Source organism: Blastocatellia bacterium (genome assembly GCA_035275065.1).
Lineage (GTDB): Bacteria > Acidobacteriota > Blastocatellia > UBA7656 > UBA7656 > DATENM01.
In genome coordinates, this window is sequence record DATENM010000034.1 from 42,704 (window position 1) to 58,943 (window position 16,240).

General features: G+C 61.3%; 13 protein-coding genes. 2 read left to right on the forward strand and 11 right to left on the reverse strand.

Features of this window, described 5'->3' with window-relative positions; genetic code table 11:
- Positions 1-16: 16 nt before the first annotated feature.
- The 6 genes from VJ464_06655 to VJ464_06680 form a co-directional block, all read right to left on the reverse strand.
- Positions 17-961 (reverse strand): MBL fold metallo-hydrolase, encoded by a 945-nt coding sequence (locus VJ464_06655; GenBank protein HKQ04794.1) that lies wholly within the window; start codon positions 959-961, stop codon positions 17-19.
- A 106-nt stretch (positions 962-1,067) separates the two neighbouring features.
- Positions 1,068-2,372 (reverse strand): MFS transporter, encoded by a 1,305-nt coding sequence (locus tag VJ464_06660; GenBank protein ID HKQ04795.1) that lies wholly within the window; start codon positions 2,370-2,372, stop codon positions 1,068-1,070.
- Between the two features lie 313 nt (positions 2,373-2,685).
- Positions 2,686-4,809 carry a DPP IV N-terminal domain-containing protein gene (locus VJ464_06665; protein HKQ04796.1) on the reverse strand — a complete coding sequence of 708 codons (2,124 nt, stop codon included), beginning with the start codon at positions 4,807-4,809 and terminating at the stop codon, positions 2,686-2,688.
- Positions 4,810-4,871: 62 nt separating this feature from the next.
- On the reverse strand, positions 4,872-6,050 hold the full coding sequence (locus VJ464_06670; protein ID HKQ04797.1) for an alcohol dehydrogenase catalytic domain-containing protein: 1,179 nt from the start codon (positions 6,048-6,050) through the stop codon (positions 4,872-4,874).
- 12 nt (positions 6,051-6,062) lie between these two features.
- Positions 6,063-7,049, reverse strand: a complete 987-nt coding sequence (locus tag VJ464_06675) for an SDR family oxidoreductase (GenBank protein HKQ04798.1) — start codon at positions 7,047-7,049, stop codon at positions 6,063-6,065.
- A 22-nt stretch (positions 7,050-7,071) separates the two neighbouring features.
- Positions 7,072-7,920, reverse strand: coding sequence for an amidohydrolase family protein (locus tag VJ464_06680; GenBank protein HKQ04799.1), 849 nt, complete (start codon positions 7,918-7,920; stop codon positions 7,072-7,074).
- A gap of 195 nt (positions 7,921-8,115) precedes the next feature.
- Here VJ464_06680 and VJ464_06685 point away from each other — a divergent pair, with 195 nt between their 5' ends.
- The gene (locus tag VJ464_06685) at positions 8,116-9,672 is read left to right on the forward strand and encodes a carboxyl transferase domain-containing protein (GenBank protein ID HKQ04800.1); all 1,557 of its coding nucleotides are present in this window, start codon (positions 8,116-8,118) and stop codon (positions 9,670-9,672) included.
- A 101-nt stretch (positions 9,673-9,773) separates the two neighbouring features.
- Here VJ464_06685 and VJ464_06690 read toward each other — a convergent pair whose 3' ends face one another.
- The 5 genes from VJ464_06690 to VJ464_06710 all read right to left on the reverse strand — a co-directional run bounded on the left by VJ464_06690 (position 9,774) and on the right by VJ464_06710 (position 15,135).
- The gene (locus tag VJ464_06690) at positions 9,774-11,129 is read right to left on the reverse strand and encodes a Gfo/Idh/MocA family oxidoreductase (GenBank protein HKQ04801.1); all 1,356 of its coding nucleotides are present in this window, start codon (positions 11,127-11,129) and stop codon (positions 9,774-9,776) included.
- 456 nt (positions 11,130-11,585) lie between these two features.
- Positions 11,586-11,951, reverse strand: a complete 366-nt coding sequence (locus VJ464_06695; GenBank protein HKQ04802.1) for a VOC family protein — start codon at positions 11,949-11,951, stop codon at positions 11,586-11,588.
- Between the two features lie 243 nt (positions 11,952-12,194).
- Positions 12,195-13,448 (reverse strand): MFS transporter, encoded by a 1,254-nt coding sequence (locus tag VJ464_06700; protein ID HKQ04803.1) that lies wholly within the window; start codon positions 13,446-13,448, stop codon positions 12,195-12,197.
- A gap of 24 nt (positions 13,449-13,472) precedes the next feature.
- Positions 13,473-13,838 (reverse strand): response regulator, encoded by a 366-nt coding sequence (locus tag VJ464_06705; GenBank protein HKQ04804.1) that lies wholly within the window; start codon positions 13,836-13,838, stop codon positions 13,473-13,475.
- 169 nt (positions 13,839-14,007) lie between these two features.
- The gene (locus VJ464_06710) at positions 14,008-15,135 is read right to left on the reverse strand and encodes a S41 family peptidase (GenBank protein HKQ04805.1); all 1,128 of its coding nucleotides are present in this window, start codon (positions 15,133-15,135) and stop codon (positions 14,008-14,010) included.
- A 206-nt stretch (positions 15,136-15,341) separates the two neighbouring features.
- On the opposite strand from VJ464_06710, the gene VJ464_06715 reads away from it, so the two are divergent.
- Positions 15,342-16,208: a hypothetical protein gene (locus VJ464_06715; GenBank protein ID HKQ04806.1), complete on the forward strand. Its 867-nt coding sequence runs from the start codon at positions 15,342-15,344 to the stop codon at positions 16,206-16,208.
- The last annotated feature ends 32 nt before the right edge of the window (positions 16,209-16,240 follow it).

Genomic DNA, 16,240 nt, shown 5'->3' on the forward strand with positions numbered 1-16,240 from the left:
AGCGTGTCGCAGTTTATCATAGCGGCAAAGCGTGAACGAGGTTGCGATTGTCTTCCACCGCCGCCTCGGACAAACGCCACTGCTGGCCGGGCTGTTCCAGGCAGACGCGCCAGCGCTCGCCGCCGGCGGCGTTGAGCAAGCGCGTGATGGGCTCATCCACCGGCTCGCGACTCAGTCGGAAAGTCGAGTGATGCATCGGCAGAATATACGTGGCGTTCATCTCGCCGCGCATCGCCCATGCCTGCTCGGGATTGGCGTGGGCATAAATCCACGGATCATACGCGCCGATGGGAAGCATAGCGACATCAATTCGTGACAGACGCTCGCGCAACCGTCCGAAGGCTCTTGTATAAGCCGTGTCGCCGCCAAAGACGAGGGCGCGATCATTCTTGGTGATCAGGAACCCTCCATAACCGCGATGCCTGTCGGTCAGTCGTCGCGCGCCCCAGTGATTGACTTCGATGGCTTCGATGCGCGCGCCGTTGATCTCGACCGACTCGCCCCACGCCAGCTCATTGACGCGCCGGAAACGGCGGACCAGGTCGCCATTGCCGCTCTGTACGACGGCCGCCGTCTGGCGCGGTAAGCGTTTGAGCGTGCCGAGGTCACAATGATCCATGTGCGAATGCGAAACCAGAATGGCATCGAGCCGCGGCAGCTCGTTGCTCGCCAGCGCCGGTCGCACCAGGCGGCGCGGGCCGATGGTCAGGCCGGCGATGTTGACGCCGACGTGTGGCCGCAAAGCCGGGTCGGTCAATAACCATGTCCCATAAAAGTTGATCAGCACCGTCGCATGACCGAGCCACGCAAGCGTTAGCTCATCATCGCCCCAGGTCGCGGGCGCGGGCCGGTAAGGAGCCGGCTGTATCGGCTTGCGTGATTCTTTAAACTTTTGCTTGATGAAGCGCCGCCCGTGCTGGCGGGCATAGTTCGTATAGATTCTCAGGCTTTTCAGATTCACAGCTTCTATGGTTAACCTCTTCCTCTCTGTGAGACCCCGATAACAGTATAGCAAGCGACCATGCGCCAGCCACCTCAGCCTATGCCGCCCTGGCGGCTGAGCCAGATTAGCTTCGCGATGAGGCTTCGGCTTTTCGAGAGCGCTCGGTCAGCGAGTTGCCGGTCATCTCTTCGGCGGGGATTCCGGCGGCCATCTCCTGCGCGATGAAGAGCGGTTGCGCCGCCGCTCTTAAACCCGGCAGCCGCAATGCAAAGCCGCCCGCGCCAAGCAGACAGACCCCGCCGCCAAGTGCTACGGTAAGCGGCGCACCGAGATGATTGGCCAAGACGCCCGCCAGCAGCGCGCCGATGGGTGCCATCCCCATAAACATCATCGAATAGACTGCCATCACTCTGCCGCGCAGGGCGTCCGGCACCATCGATTGAATCAGCGTGTTTGATGCCGCCATCTGCACCATCATCGAAAAACCAGCCGGAATTAAGAACGCGGCTGACAACCAGAACTGCCGCGACATAGAGAACAGAATGATGCTGAGGCCAAACCCGGCGGTCGCAAACGCCACCCAGCGGCCCAGCCCGCGCGCCCCCTGGCGAGCAGCCAGGCTCAAAGCGCCGGCCAGCGCCCCCATCCCCGACGCCCCCATCAGGATGCCGAGCCCGCTCGCGCCGCCATGAAGAATCTGGTCTGCGAAGATCGGCATCAACACCGCGTACGGCATGCCCATGAGGCTCACCAGTCCCAGCAGCAGCAGCAGCGCCCGCACCGGCCCGGTTGCGGCGACGAAGCGGAAGCCTTCGATGATGTGGGCCAGCGCCGACCCGGGCGGCGGCTCGGCTCGGCGGCGAGTCATCTTCATCATCAACAGGCCGGCAATCACGGCAATGTAGCTGACGGCATTGGCAAAGAAGCACCAGCCTTCGCCGATGGCGGCGACCAGAATGCCGGCGACCGCCGGCCCGATAATGCGTGCGCCGTTGAACATCGAAGAGTTCAGCGCGATGGCATTGATCAAGTCTTCGCGGCCGACCATGTCAACAACGAAGGCTTGCCGCGCCGGGATGTCGAACGCATTGACAACGCCGACCAGCGCCGCCAGCGCGAAGAGATGCCAGGTCTGCACGCGCCCGCTCAGGGTCAAAGCCGCCAGCACCATCGCCAGCAGCATCGCGGCGGTCTGCGTCGCGATCAGCGTGTGATGACGATTGTGGCGATCCGCCATCGCCCCGCCAATGGGTGCGATCAAGAAGACCGGGATTTGTGAAGAGAAGCTGACCAGGCCGAGCAGGATTGCCGAACCAGTCAGGCGGTAGACCAGCCACGATTGCGCGACCGATTGCATCCACGTGCCGGTCAGCGAGATCAGTTGCCCGCCGAAGAAGAGCTGATAGTTGCGGTGCTTGAGAGCGCGCATCGCCGCGGGGATTTTTCGCCCCGGTTCGGTTTGCGACTTTGAGCCAATTGGCTGATGAGATTTTTGTTGTGAAGGAAGATGATGGCTTCGCTCGCTGGGCACCGTTTCCTCGCCAGTCGCCGCACAACTCCAACGCCCGCGGCAACGCTCACGGGTTTCAGCACAAGCGCCGTCCGGTAATCATTATGCCCAGCCCTCCCGGCCCTGGGCAACACGGCTGGCGAATGATGAGGCGAATGCGGAGCCGACGAGGAGAGAGGGGAGGCTGGCTGCGACTTCGCGGCCAGCCTCTCTTACTTCGCTCACACCGTTTCTAAGACGCGGGGCCGTTTCGCAAGACGAGGTTCTCGATGAAGAACTCCATCATGCGATCCGGGCGCAGGCCCGAATGGCCCATGTCCGGGCCGACCTGCACTTCAAAGCTCTTGCCGGCTTTCTGCAAGGCTTGAATCAACTGCATCGAATTCGACGGGTGCACGTTGTTGTCCGCCGTGCCGTAGTAAATCATCAGCCGACCTTTGAGCTTGTCTGCCATAGTCATGGCGTTGCCCGCTTCGTAGCCTTCTTTGTTCTCCTGGGGTATCCACATGTAGCGCTCGGTGTAGATCGTGTCGTAGTGATACCAAGAGGTCGGCGGTGACGAAGCCGCCGCCGCCTGAAACACATCGGGATGGCGCAAAATCGCGAGCGCCGACGTATAGCCGCCATAAGACGTGCCGAAGATGCCGACGCGTGTCTTGTCCACATAGGGCCGCGCCCACAGATAGCGCACGCCCGCCGCCTGGTCGTCAATCTCGACCGTGCCGAGTTTCATATAGATGGCGTCGAGGAAACGTTTGCCGCGCCCGGCGGCGCTGCGCGAATCGAGCGTCGCCACGAGAAAGCCATACTCGGTGAGCGGATTCGGCGTGCTGAAGGTTTCGCGCGCCCCATTGGTCGCCGGCCCGGCGTAGACGCTCACCAGCAGCGGATACTTTTTCGTCGGATCGAAGTTCGACGGGAAGTGCAGCAGCCCATGCAGATCGGTCATGCCGTCCGCCGCTTTGTAGGTGATCAGCTCGACGCGCTTCAAGCCGAGTTGGTCAGCCTTCGTCGTGTCGCTCTTCGCCAGCTCGGCAATCATTTTGCCTTCGCCGTCCATCAACCGTGTGACCGGCGGGGTGTCGTGCGTCTGCGCCACGTCAACAAAGTGAAGGCCATCGGGCGCGACATTGACCGTGTGATTGAGCGCCGGGTCGGTGAGCCGCCGGTCACCGCGCCCATCGAGACCGACGCGATGCAGTTGCAGCTTCATATGATTGTCGCCGTCGCGCGCCATGTAATAAAGCTGCCCGGCGGTTTCGTTCACCGCCACGATGTTCGCCACCTCGAAGGGGTGATTCGTCAGCGTGGCAATCAGCTTGCCGCTCAAATCGTAAAGATAGAAATTGCGCCAGCCCGTGCGCTCTGACGCCCAGATGAACCGCTTGCCATCGGCCAGGAATCGCATCTCCGGCGAGTTTTCTGTCCAGCTTGCCGGCCACTCTTCGCGAACGATGACGCGGCACTTGCCGGTGTCAGGGTTGGCAGCGGTGTACTCCATGATGTTCTGCCGGCGATTGGTGCGGTTGAACAAAAGCTCGCTGCTGTCTTGCGACCACGCCACGCGGTAGACGTAGTGACCGACCACCGCATTATCAAATGGCTTGCCGTCGCGCACGTCAACCTGAGTCATCTTTTTCGTGTCAACGTCATAAACGAACAACTCAACGATGGGGTTGGGCGTGCCGGCTTTCGGATAGGCTTCGATGTCCATGCGGCTCTGCAACTGGGTTTGATCGAGTTGCAGATAATAATCCTTCACAGGACTTTCGTCGAAGCGGTAGAAGGCAACCTTCTTACTGTTCGGCGACCACCACATCGCCGTCGTTTGCCTTAACTCTTCGCCGTAGACCCAACTGGCGACGCCATACTTGATGCGCTTCTGCTCGCTGCCGTCTTTGGTGATGGCCATCTCATTCGAGCCATCGGCATTACTCAGCCAGAGATTACGGTCGCGGTAAAGCGCCTTGAGCTTACCGTCGGGCGACACGGCAAAGCCGAGCTGCCGCCCGCGCTCAGGCGCGCCGGGCGCACGGCGGCCCATCGGGGTATCGCCCTGGGCCGCATCGCCTGTAGCCTGGCCGGCCTCGGTCGTCTGCCCGGTCGCCGTGTCGTAGCGATACGACTTGCCGTCTTTTTGATAAGTGAATGCCTTGCCGCCGTCCACCCATTTGACCGCGAGGTTGCCCGGCTTGACTGAGCCGGGGATCTCCTTGCTCATGCGCTGGAACTGGTCATATCCCGGCATCGTCTTCAAGCGATCTTGCGCGCCCGAAGTGACCGGCAGCAGAGCGAGGGCCGCCAGCAATAGAATAATCATTATCTTGCCCGTCATTCGGGCAGTCAGGTTCTTCATCGTTTAAGTCTCCTTCTCGTCAATCGCATTATGGCAAATGAATTCAGAATCATCGCGACTGTTCAGAGCGTCACGACGCCTTTAACGTAATCCGCCGCGCGCCAGTCGCCGCCAAGCGCCTGCGGCACCTCATCGAGCCGTGTGTAGCGATGTGTGATGATCGAAGCCACGTCAATGCGGCCCGATTCGATCAATTCCAGGGCTCGCGCATAGACCGCGGGGCGGCCATCCGCATTAAACCCACCCGAGGCGCCAACCGAGGCGACCAGCACCGGCTCTCTAAATAATACATTATTCAACAGGCTCATGTCTGTGCCGGCATGGCCGTGGCCGTAGAGCAAGACCGTCGCCTGCTTGCGAATGAGGCCAGGGATCAGCGCCATCACGCGACCTGAGCCAGTTGCTTCGATCAAATACTCGACGCCGCGCCCGTCAGTCAATTCGCGAACCGCCTCAATCACATCGCCGCTAGACGGATCAATCGTCTGCGCGCCAAACGATTCGGCGAGCGCACGCTTGCGGCGGTTCGGCTCGCTGACCAGCAAGCGCCCATCGTAGCCGAGCGCCTGGCGCAGATACTGCGTGAACAACAGTCCGGCCGGCCCCGCGCCGCAGATCAAGACCGCGCGCACACGCTCGTCAGCCTCGACAGCGTTGATGGCATAGCGGGCGCGCGCCCGCGCCGCAAAATCAGACGAGTGAATGATGCAGCCGAGCGGTTCGGTCATTGCCGCCTCTGCGCCGATTGATGATTGAATAGGCACGCAATTGACCGCCGGAACGGCGATGTATTCAGCCAGCCCGCCCGGCAGCCCTGTGATTCCATGCTCGCGGTAGAACTCGCATTGATGCGAATCGCCGGTGCGGCAGTATTCGCAGACTGGCGCACGCGCCGTGCTGACACAGTTCAACCCTTGATCGATGACGACGCGGTCGCCTTCGCGCAGGTCGCGCACTTCGGCGCTGATTTCAACGACTTCGCCGCTGAGCTCATGGCCGAGTATCTGCGGCTCGCGGTTAAACGGCACCGGCTGCCCGTGCGCGTCGGTGTTGTAATTGGCGTGGCCCGCGAAAATGTGTATGTCGGTGCCGCACAGGCCGACGCTCGCGACGCGCACCAGAACCTCACGCGGCCCCGTCTGTGGGCGCGCCACGTCGCGGACTTCCATGCGCGCAACGTCACATAGCACACAGGCTCGCATGGTCGCCGATCCGCTGTGGTGAATGCCAGGGTTCGTCATAATCTTCCGCGCTTAGACGCAGGCGGCACGCATCTCGGCTTCGATGTCGCCGGTGTCGAGCCGACCAGCGGCGTTCAACTCGGCAAAGCGTTGTATGGTTTCGCGCACGCCATCGCCAAGCGGCGTTACCGGCAGCTCACCGATGGTTTGCCGGATGGCGGCATCGCTCAACGCCGCGGCAATCGGGATGGGCGGGCCGCCGCATGTGGCCAGCTCACGGCCAGCCGTCTCGTTGATAAGGCGGGCGACTTCTTCGATCAACACGGTCTGCCCGTGCAGGTTGAAGACGTGCGCCCCCGTCGGCGCGCGGTCGGCGCAGGCGATGAAGGCCGCTGCCGCGTCGGCGACATAGAGGAAATCGGTCGCGCCGCCAAAGCGAATCCGAAACGGCACGCCGAGCGCCGCCGCTTTCATGGCCTTCGTCGGGTCGCTGGTCAATCCCGTATCGCGGTTGACGCCGTAAACCGTCAGGGGCCGCAGCCCGACACTCGACAGCCCGTGATCGAGATAATAGACGCGGGCGTTGCCTTCGTTGGCGCGCTTGAAAACGCCATAGTGCGTAGCCGGCTCGCACACCGTCGTTTCATCAACCGGCTCGTGATCTTCGCTCATGCCGAAGACGGCTGCCGAGCTGGCATAAACAACACGCTCGACGGCGGCCTGCCGCGCTGCCTCAAAGACGTTAAGCGCGCCGATGACATTGACCGCCGCGCCACGCACCGGGGCGGCTTTGCAGGTCGGCACCTGAAGGCCGGCGAGGTGAATGATGCGCCGCGCACCGGATGCGGCCATCGCCGCGGCGATGGCCGACGAATCGGTAATGTCGCCGACGATGAAGCGGACGGCGGCAATCTCGGCTTCGCTCATGATCTGTCGCAGCCGCCGCGCATCATCGCTGACATCGAAGACAAACGGCGCGTCGCCGCGCTCGACCAGTGCCTTGACGATCCACGAACCGATGCAGCCCTGTGCGCCGGTGATGAAGTACGCTTCGCTCATAGTTATTAAATCTCAGGATTGGTTAAGAATTCTGCGGCAATCGATAAAAGCTCGCGGCGTTGTCCGCGAGAACAAGTTGCCGCTCACGATCATTCAAACCGCCGAGCAACGATTGGTAAGCCGTGAGCGCCTGTTCGTACGAGGCCGCGAGCAAGCATACGGGCCAGTCGCTGCCGATCATCATGCGCTCAGGGCCGAACCATTCGAGCGCCCGCTCGACGTAAGGCCGTAAATCTTCGGTCTTCCAGCTCAGGTGGTCCGCTTCGGTGACCAGGCCCGAAAGTTTACAGTGGATGCCGGGAATTTGCGCGACGGCTCGCAACCCGCTCGCCCACTCCTCTATTTTGCCGCTGGCAATCGGCGGCTTGGCCATATGATCAACAACTAGCCGTAAGCCGGGACAGCGCTCGGCCACCGTCAGCACGTGGCGCAGGTGGCGCGTATGCACCAGCAAGTCGTACGCAACGCCCCCCGCCGCCAGAACCTTGAGGCCGCGTAGCACGCCGGGCTGTAGGAGCCAGTCGTCCGCCGGCTCGCTTTCAACCAGATGGCGCACGCCTCTGAATTTCGGATGGCCGATAAATTCCGCGAGCCGCGATTCGACTTGCGGATCAGTCAAATCCACCCAGCCGACGACTCCGGCGATGAAGCGATGGCGGTCAGCCAATTCTAACAGCCAGCGCGTCTCCGCGAGGCTGTTGCTGGCCTGCACCAGCACCGTCTGCCCTACGCCATTCTCGTTCAATAACGGAGCGAGCGACTCAGGGAGAAAGTCGCGGTAGAGCGTCTCGACCTCGGCGCTCATCCACGGGTAGTCGAAGCGCCCGACCTGCCAGAAATGTTGGTGGCTATCGATGATTGTGCCGCCCATGCCAGTTCCAATCAGCCCGCCAGATTAATCAACAATGGCCGGATAAGCCATCGCGCAGATGAATGGAGAAAAGGCATTCTCCAACCGCCGCCGCGATTGGTCAAGTGGCCGCCGCCCCGCGGCTTTTCAATCTTCGCTTTTTGCTTTAGCCTTTCAGCGCAACATCAACACTATCCTTCCTCAGGAGACAAGCGATTGAGTTGGGAGCCCGAAGTCGAAGAGATCAAGCGCCGCGCCGAACTGGCCAAACAGATGGGCGGCGAACAGAACGTCGCGCGACACCATGCCAATGGCCGACTCACGGTGCGCGAACGTATCGGGCGCTTGCTCGATAGCCATTCTTTTCATGAAGTCGGCGCGCTGGCGGGCCGCGCCACTTATGAAGCGGGTCAACTGGCTTCGTTCACGCCAGCGAATTTCGTCTTCGGCACGGGGCGCATTGACGGGCGCAAGGTCGTCGTCGGCGGCGACGACTTCACGGTGCGCGGCGGTGCGGCGGATGGCGCGGTCGGCTACAAAGCGGTCTACGCCGAGCGGCTGGCGCGCGAGTTCCGCGTGCCGCTGGTCCGACTGGTTGACGGCACGGGCGGCGGCGGCAGCGTCAAGACCATCGAGACGATGGGGCGCACCTATGTGCCGCCGCTGCCGGGCTGGGACATCTCTGTGGCGCTGCTCGCGGAGGTTCCGGTCGTCGGCGCATGTCTCGGCTCGGTCGCGGGACTCGGCGCGGTGCGCGTCGTCAACTCGCACTTTTCGTTGATGGTCAAAGGCACGGCGCAGCTCTTCGTCGCCGGGCCGCCGGTCGTCGAGCGCAGCGTCGGCGAGAAAGTCGGCAAGGAAGAACTCGGCGGCTCGCACATCCACGCGCACGGCAGCGGCTGCGTCGACAACGAGGTCGGCAGCGAAGATGAAGCCTTCGCGCAGATTCGCGCCTTCCTCGGTTACTTGCCGTCGAACGTCTGGCAGTTGCCGCCGCGCCGCGACACGGATGATCCAGCGAACCGCTCGGAAGCGGACTTGATCTCGATCATCCCGCGCGACCGGCGGCGCGGCTACAATGCGCGGCGGTTGGTCGAGTTGATCGTTGATCGCGACTCATTCTTTGAGATCAGCCGCTTTTACGGGCGCCCGCTGATCGCAGGGCTGGCGCGGCTGAACGGTTATGCGGTCGGCGTGATGGCCAATGACCCTCATTTTCACGGCGGCGGGCTGGACGCGCCGGCAAGCGAAAAGCTCGTCCGCTTCGTTGACCTCTGCGACACCTTCCACCTGCCGGTCGTCAACCTCGTAGACCAGCCGGGCTTCGTCGTCGGCACCAAAGCCGAGCGCGCCGGCACAGCGCGGTACGGCGCGCGGGCGATTGCGGCAATCTATCAAGTCCGCGTCCCGTGGGTGAGCATCCTGCTGCGGCGTTGTTATGGCGTGGCGGGCGCGGCGCATGGCAACACGAACGGACTGAACTTGCGCTACGCGTGGCCGTCAGGCGATTGGGGTTCGTTGCCGATTGAAGGCGGCGTGATGGCGGCTTATCGGCGCGACATCGAATCGTCGCCGGACCCGGAAGCGCGACGCCGCGAGATCGAAGAGACATTGAACCAGTTGCGCTCGCCCTTCCGCACCGCCGAAGCCTTCGGCGTCGAAGAGATCATTGACCCGCGCGAAACGCGCCCCATTCTCTGCGACTGGGTCGAGACGGCTTACAGCTTATTGCCCATGCAACTGGGACCAAAGCTCAGGGGCTTCCGCCCGTGAGGGTGACAAGTGACAAGTGACGAGTGACAAGAGGGATTCGCAGGCCGAGTCTTGACCGGAATCGGAGCGACATCGTCTTGTCACTCGTCACTTGTCACTTGTCACTCTACAGGGAGTTTCCACGGCGCGCGGTAGCGGCGCGTCAGATAGCTCTGCGCTTCGTTGTCGCCGATGAACGATTCTTTCTCGACATCCCAACGCACCTGCCGGCCAAGTCGGAAGGCGATATTGCCAAGGTGACAGGCGATCATCGAGTTGTGGCCGATCTCGACATCCGAGTTCGGCAGTTGCCGCGAGCGCACCGAGTCAACGAAATTCTTGATATGCAGGAGGTGGTAATCATCGCCGCCGCTTCCCTGGCGCGGCATGCCTGCGTCTTTATAGCGCGCTTTGCCATTGACGCGCTCGCTTTCGGGATAGACCTCCCAGCCGCCGCGATCAACCACCAGCACGCCGTTGTTGCCGTGAAAGGCGACGCCGTGATCGCGCGCCTCAGGGCCGCGCCCGATGGCCGTCGCATGCTCCCAGACCATGCTGTAATCGGGGTATGACCAGATGACCTGTTGCGTGTCCGGGGTCTCTTCGGCATCGTCGGGGAACCCGAATTTGCCGCCGACCGCTGCGGCTGAAAGCGGCGCTTTGACGTTCATTGCCCAGTTGGCGATATCGATCATGTGCGCGCCCCAATCCGTCATCAAGCCGCCGGAGTAGTCCCAGTACCAGCGAAAGTTGAAGTGAAAACGATTCTTGTTGAAAGGCCGCTTCGGCGCAGGGCCGAGCCACATCTCGTAATCCACTGTCGCCGGCGGCTCGCTGTCGGGAACCGGTGCGATGTTGCCCATCCAGTTCTGGTAAGCCCAGGCGCGCACCATGCGAATCTTGCCGAGCTTGCCGCTGCGCACATATTCTACCGCGTCTTTATAGTGAGCGGCGCTGCGCTGCTGCGTGCCCATCTGGACAATGCGATGGTGCTGGCGCGCGGCGTTGACCATGGCGCGGCCTTCGCCAATGCTGATGGCCAGCGGCTTCTCGACGTAAACATCTTTGCCTGCCTGGCAAGCCATAATCGTCGGCAGCGCGTGCCAGTGGTCGGGCGTGCCGACTATGACGGCATCGATGTCGCGAAGATCAAGCACGCGGCGAAAGTCGCGCGTCACCAGTTGCGGGTGTTGCGAGTAATCGCCTTCGACCATCTTCTGCGCGCGCGCCGCTTGCTCGTCGTCGACGTCGCAGAGCGCGACACATTCGACGTTCTTGAGCTTCAGTATCTGGCGGAGGTCGCCGCGGCCCTGGCCGCCGCAGCCAATCAGGCCGACGCGCAGCCGGTCATTCGCGCCGGCGACATTGTTCGTGGATTGCGCGGCCACGCCGGTAGCCGACAATGCGGTATAGGCCGCCGCTGCGGCACCAGCTTCTAGCGACTGCTTGATGAATTGGCGGCGATTTTTTGAAGCCATATGCGTTCTCCCATCTGGCGCGCTCGGCGGCCCGTCAGTCGCCAAGCGAAGCCCTTTTGTTTGATTGAAAGGGGATTCGTTGATGCGCGGCCAATATAGCACCTGCCGCTGAGTGAATTCAAACAACGGCGTCGCGCGCCTGCTGGCCGTCGGCACAGACATTTGTAACCGGTAGCGTTCTGCCGGCGTAGTTACCGGCGCTAGGAAATCTCATGGGCTAAGCTCTCCAAGCCTGCCGCGCCATGCGTGGCAGGCCCTTTTTGTCAGTCGCAAGGTAAATGTCATCCTGCCAAACGTGAACCTCATCTCGCGGCAACGATAGCTCACCCGCCGGCAGTTGCCATACCGGGTCGGTGTCTTGCTCTGTTCGCATAGCCAGGCATCCAGATGATGATTACGGCGGCCTGATTATCGCTCGCCACTGCAAGGATGCTAATGGCTCGTTTAGTGGCTGCCTTACGCGAGCGCCAGGATTTCAAGCTGATGGCCGTCGGGGTCGCTGAAGTAGATTGATGTCGAGCCCATCCATGAATGAAAGATTGGCCCTTCCACTTCAACGCCTTGCTCGCGCAAGCTCGCCGCGGCGCTTTCCAGGTCGCCCTGGTCAGCCTGGAAAGCGAAGTGCTGCGAAGGCCAGTCGCCGGCGTTCTCTTGCAGAACCACCATGCCGGCATTGCCACCGACATAGAGGAATAGCCAGTTTCTCTTTTCATCGCGCAGCCCGATCTTCAGACCAAGGATGTCGCAGTAAAAAGCCTGAGCCCTGCTCAGGTCGTCAACGGGAATAGCAATTTCGTAAATGCCTTGGAGGGGTAGCATCATCGGCCTCACTTTGTGCCGCTTACGGCACGGGTGTGTTGAATGAAGGTATTCATCCGCAGTGGCGGACTGAGCTTGCCCGTCTGTTAAGTGACGCGGCGCAGGTTAGAAATTCCCGCGAGCGGCGCATGATTGTCAAGCGATAGCGGGAAGAATCGCACAAAGACCGAGGACGCCAAGAACCCCCGGGCCTATCGTGATTCTTTGTGACTTTGTGGCTAAGACTGGATGCATTCGCAAGCTGTCCTATGTCGAGGACGATTCGCCGCGGATCGCCGACTGCCCGGCGAAGCGCAAGCTCTCGTGAAAGACAAACAGCAGAATCGCCGTAAGCAACAGCGCCGGGCCGATGCTTTCAAGGCCGAATCGGCTGGCGGCGATGCCGATTGCCGCCGGCAGCAACGACGCGCCGAGCATCGCCGCAGCGATCTCGTAACCAACCGCGTTTGCCGTGTGGGCGGCTCCCAGGCGGCGAGGCGTTTCGGCAATCATCGAAGGGAAAACCGGCCCCGAGGCTAACCCCATCAACGCCAATCCGCAGAAGCTTAGAAGGGGTGCGGCGTTGAGCCAGATCAGCGCCGCACCCACGCCGATGCTGACCAGACAGAGGCGCAACAGCCACCGCGCCGCTCGCGATTCGGCGACAAAGCCAAAGATCAGTCGGCCCACAGTCAGGCTCCCCCAGTACACGCTCACCCACAGACCGGCCTCACCCGCTCCAACCCCGCGCCCTTCGGTGAAGAAACTGAAGGCCCACGCGCCGGCGGCCGTTTCAAGGCCGGTGTAGATGAAGAAGATCGCGATGCTCAACCAGACCGCAGGTAAGCGCAGCGTGCCGCGGTTTGACTGCCGTGGCAGTTTGCCGACAGCCTGCGCCTTCGCGTCTATGTTTGTCCAGCGGGCACGCGTCAAGGCGAATGCCACGGCCATCACGAACTGAGTCATCGCGACGATGGCATAACCCCAACGCCAGGGGCGGCCAGCATTCAGCACCGCAGTCATGATGGCCGGCCCGATGGCTGCGCCGATGCCGTAACAGGCATGCAGCCAGTTGACTGTGCGACGGCTGAAATTGAGAGCCGCATAGCTGTTCAATCCTGCGTCAATCGCTCCCGACCCGGCTCCGGCAACCGGCGCGAGCGCCACCATACATCCCCAGCTAGGGGCCAGCGCATAACCCGTCAGGCTGATCGCCATCAACAAGCAACTGAGCGCCAACAGGGTTCCGACATTCATGACCGTCAGCAAGCGACTGCTGCTGAAGCTCGCCAGCAGATAGCCGCTGGTGAACATCACCAGTATCGCGCCGAGTGCATCAATCCCTAGTTGAAACGTCGCGCGAACCGAGGGCCAGGCGATGCCATGCAAGCCATCAGGCAGGCCCAGGCTGATAAAGCCGAGGTAGGCGAGCCCGATCAGCAACAGTCCGGCGCTGGCCGCCTGTCCTGTACTTTTCTGTTCGCGGTTATGAATGACGATGGCCTTTCGCCGAGTTGCCACGACTCATCGGCAGCGCCAGGACCTTCAGGCAGGTAGCAGTTGGTTGATCTGTTGGAGGAGCACTTCGTAATCAATCGGCTTGGCAATCGTTTGATTGGCGCCGCCGCGGCGCGCGGCGGCTTCATCGCCGCTGCCAAAGGCTGTCATGACGATAATGGGAAGGCTTGTGCAAGGCGGCATCTGGCGCACCAGCCTGATTAGCTCCTTGCCGTCCATGTTCGGCATGGAAAGGTCGGTGATGATCAAGTCGGGGCAGTCCAGCTGAACGAGCTTCAGGGCTTCTAGCCCATCTTCCGCCGTATAGACCGTGTAGTCTTGCATTCTAAGATAGAGCGCCAAGAGGTCGCGGCTATCGGGATGGTCTTCGACGACGAGGATCTTTCTTTCCAAAGGATGAGGTCCAGGGTTAAATCCACAAGCGTACTGCTTATTCTTATGGTTAGCACGCGCCGCGTCAAATGATTTTTGAGGTTGAGTAGACCGCGCGCGCCGGTTTTCTTCCGCCTTCGGATACGCGGAACTTCGCGGCGGACGCGCGCGGCACAGACTATCTTTTCAGTTAGGGCGTTGGTTTAGCGCCTTTTTTCATCTCATCAAGCTCTTTCTGCGCGGCCTCAAGCCCGCCTTGCAACTGCGCTTTGCGCTGCGCATTGGTTTCCTTCTCGATGAGCTTGCCGAGGGCGGCGACCGTCGCCACCTTTAGCGCCTGATCGGCGGGAACTTTGACATCCGGCTCGACTCCCGTGCCTTCCCAGTTTGTCTTGCTGATGGGGTTAATGGCGCGCCCGGTCGGCACGAACATCTGGAAATGCTCGTTGAGCCGCCGCCCGCCGCCCGGATGAGCGCCGCCGCCGGTGGTCTCGCCGACGATTGTGGCGCGCTTCAAGTTCTTCAAATTGTAGGTGAATTCTTCAGCCGCCGAGAATGTCCGCCGGCTCGTCAACACGTAGACTTCTTTCTTGTCACCGAAGCGATTGCCGGGGACGTGCGGCAAGGTCCACCACTGGCGCGTCGAATCGTCGGGGCGGAAATAGAGGTCGTTGAGATGCACCGGCTCGGCTCCAAAGAGGTAGCTGGTCAGGAAAGCGACCATCGCCGGGTCGCCGCCGCCGTTGCGCCGCAGATCGATAATCAGCGCGTCGGTGTTGGCCAGAAAAGTCATCGCTGCCGCGCCGGTTTCGGCGGCAAACTGCGCCGGGTTGAAGCCGCGCAGGTCGAGATAGCCGATGTTACCTTGCAGCCGCTCAATCTTTTCAAAGCCAAAATTCGTCTGGCGCATGAACGTCTTAAAGCGCTCGATCTCTTCAGCAGATGGTTCCTCGGCATTCTTGCGCTCAGGAATCGGCTCGTAGCTGTAGCCGACGCGAAGGTGTTTGTCATGGCTGACGGCTTGGAGGTCGGCGGTCAGCTTTTCGGCAAAGCCACGGGCGCTGGTGACGCTGTCATATTCTTTATTCGCGAGCCGCTCGCGCAATGCCTGCTGCATCTTGCCGGCGACTTCGGGGAAGACGTAGGCTTCGTTGAGATTCTTGATGGCGCTTTCGATCACCGCGGCGCGCATCGCCGCATCAATCGTCATATCTTGCTGCGGCCCCTGCGGCCCTTGCGCAAAGCCGGCGCGGGTTTGCAAGCAGGTCGCGGCGATCATCAGGACAAAGACCGCCGCCAGATGACGTCTGGTTTTCATTGTGAATCTCCTTCTTCGTGCACGTGATTATGATTGTGGAATCCGCCATTCTTTCATTCGCAAAATGCGCCTGCGAAGTTCCAGCTTTTTTTCCGAGACGGCGCTACCGGACGCTAGCTTCACCGCCATCTAGTGTTTCGATATGGCCAATGATTGTGGTAGTATCTGCCAACTGGATGTGAGTTCATTTTTTGTTGAGGTGAGATATGATCGGGATCGCTCGTCACTCGATTTTAAGGATAACATTCACACTAGTTGTGCTGGCGCTGTCCATCGTGTTGACGGCGCAACGGGCCGCCGCCGCCGACGGCAGGGATAACAAAAGCAAAGGCGCGATAGGCCACGACGCTTCAACCCTGCGGGCTACGGCCAGCTCGCCGCTGCCCGTGGCCGCCACGGTCGCGCCGAATATTACCTATGCCGCTTTCACAATGGCGATGCAGCCGCTTCCCGAAGCCAGACCCGTCGGCACACTCGCGCGCGTCGGCTCGTCAAAAGCCGTAGGGCCGAAGACTCCCTTGCCCACGCCACAGCCACCGCGTCTGCCCGCGGTCAGCACCGCGCCATTGACTCCGGGTGAAAAATTTCACATCTTTTTGAAAAAGTCATTCCTCTCTTATTCGCCATACGCGCTTTCGATTTTTGGTGGCATCATCGGCGAAGCGACCGACAAAGATCACGGGCGGCATATGAGCGCCGGCGATTTTATGGCCGACACGATGACCCATGTGGCGCGCAGCATGGCGTTTCGGGCGACCGCCAACTTCATGGAGAAGTTCGCCTTCGCGACCATCCTCCGGCAAGACCCGCGCTATCACCGCTCGGACAAAAAGGGCGTCGGCGGCAAAATCATGTACGCCGTGTCGCGCGTCTTCATCACCCAGGGCGACCGCTGCGGCTGCGATCAATTCAACGCCTCCTTCCTGATGGGCGGGCTGACCGCTTCTGCCATTGCCCAGAACTGGCGGCGTGAAGAAGACAGAACAACGGAAAAAATCTTCACCGGCTGGGCCAGTCACATCGGCGTCCGCGCCTTTACCAACATCTTGAGCGAGTTCATCGGCGGACAGTAGGAAGGTCGAAATTGGAAGAGTGGAAAAAGCCA

Bases quoted from the DNA above. Each gene is read 5' to 3' on its own strand.
- VJ464_06660 (HKQ04795.1), bottom strand. From the start codon at position 2,372: ATGCGCGCTCTCAAGCACCGCAACTATCAGCTCTTCTTCGGCGGGCAA.
- VJ464_06690 (HKQ04801.1), bottom strand. From the start codon at position 11,129: ATGGCTTCAAAAAATCGCCGCCAATTCATCAAGCAGTCGCTAGAAGCT.
- VJ464_06710 (HKQ04805.1), bottom strand. From the start codon at position 15,135: ATGAAAACCAGACGTCATCTGGCGGCGGTCTTTGTCCTGATGATCGCC.
- VJ464_06680 (HKQ04799.1), bottom strand. From the start codon at position 7,920: ATGGGCGGCACAATCATCGATAGCCACCAACATTTCTGGCAGGTCGGG.
- VJ464_06715 (HKQ04806.1), top strand. From the start codon at position 15,342: ATGATCGGGATCGCTCGTCACTCGATTTTAAGGATAACATTCACACTA.
- VJ464_06675 (HKQ04798.1), bottom strand. From the start codon at position 7,049: ATGAGCGAAGCGTACTTCATCACCGGCGCACAGGGCTGCATCGGTTCG.
- VJ464_06665 (HKQ04796.1), bottom strand. From the start codon at position 4,809: ATGAAGAACCTGACTGCCCGAATGACGGGCAAGATAATGATTATTCTA.
- VJ464_06695 (HKQ04802.1), bottom strand. From the start codon at position 11,951: ATGATGCTACCCCTCCAAGGCATTTACGAAATTGCTATTCCCGTTGAC.
- VJ464_06670 (HKQ04797.1), bottom strand. From the start codon at position 6,050: ATGACGAACCCTGGCATTCACCACAGCGGATCGGCGACCATGCGAGCC.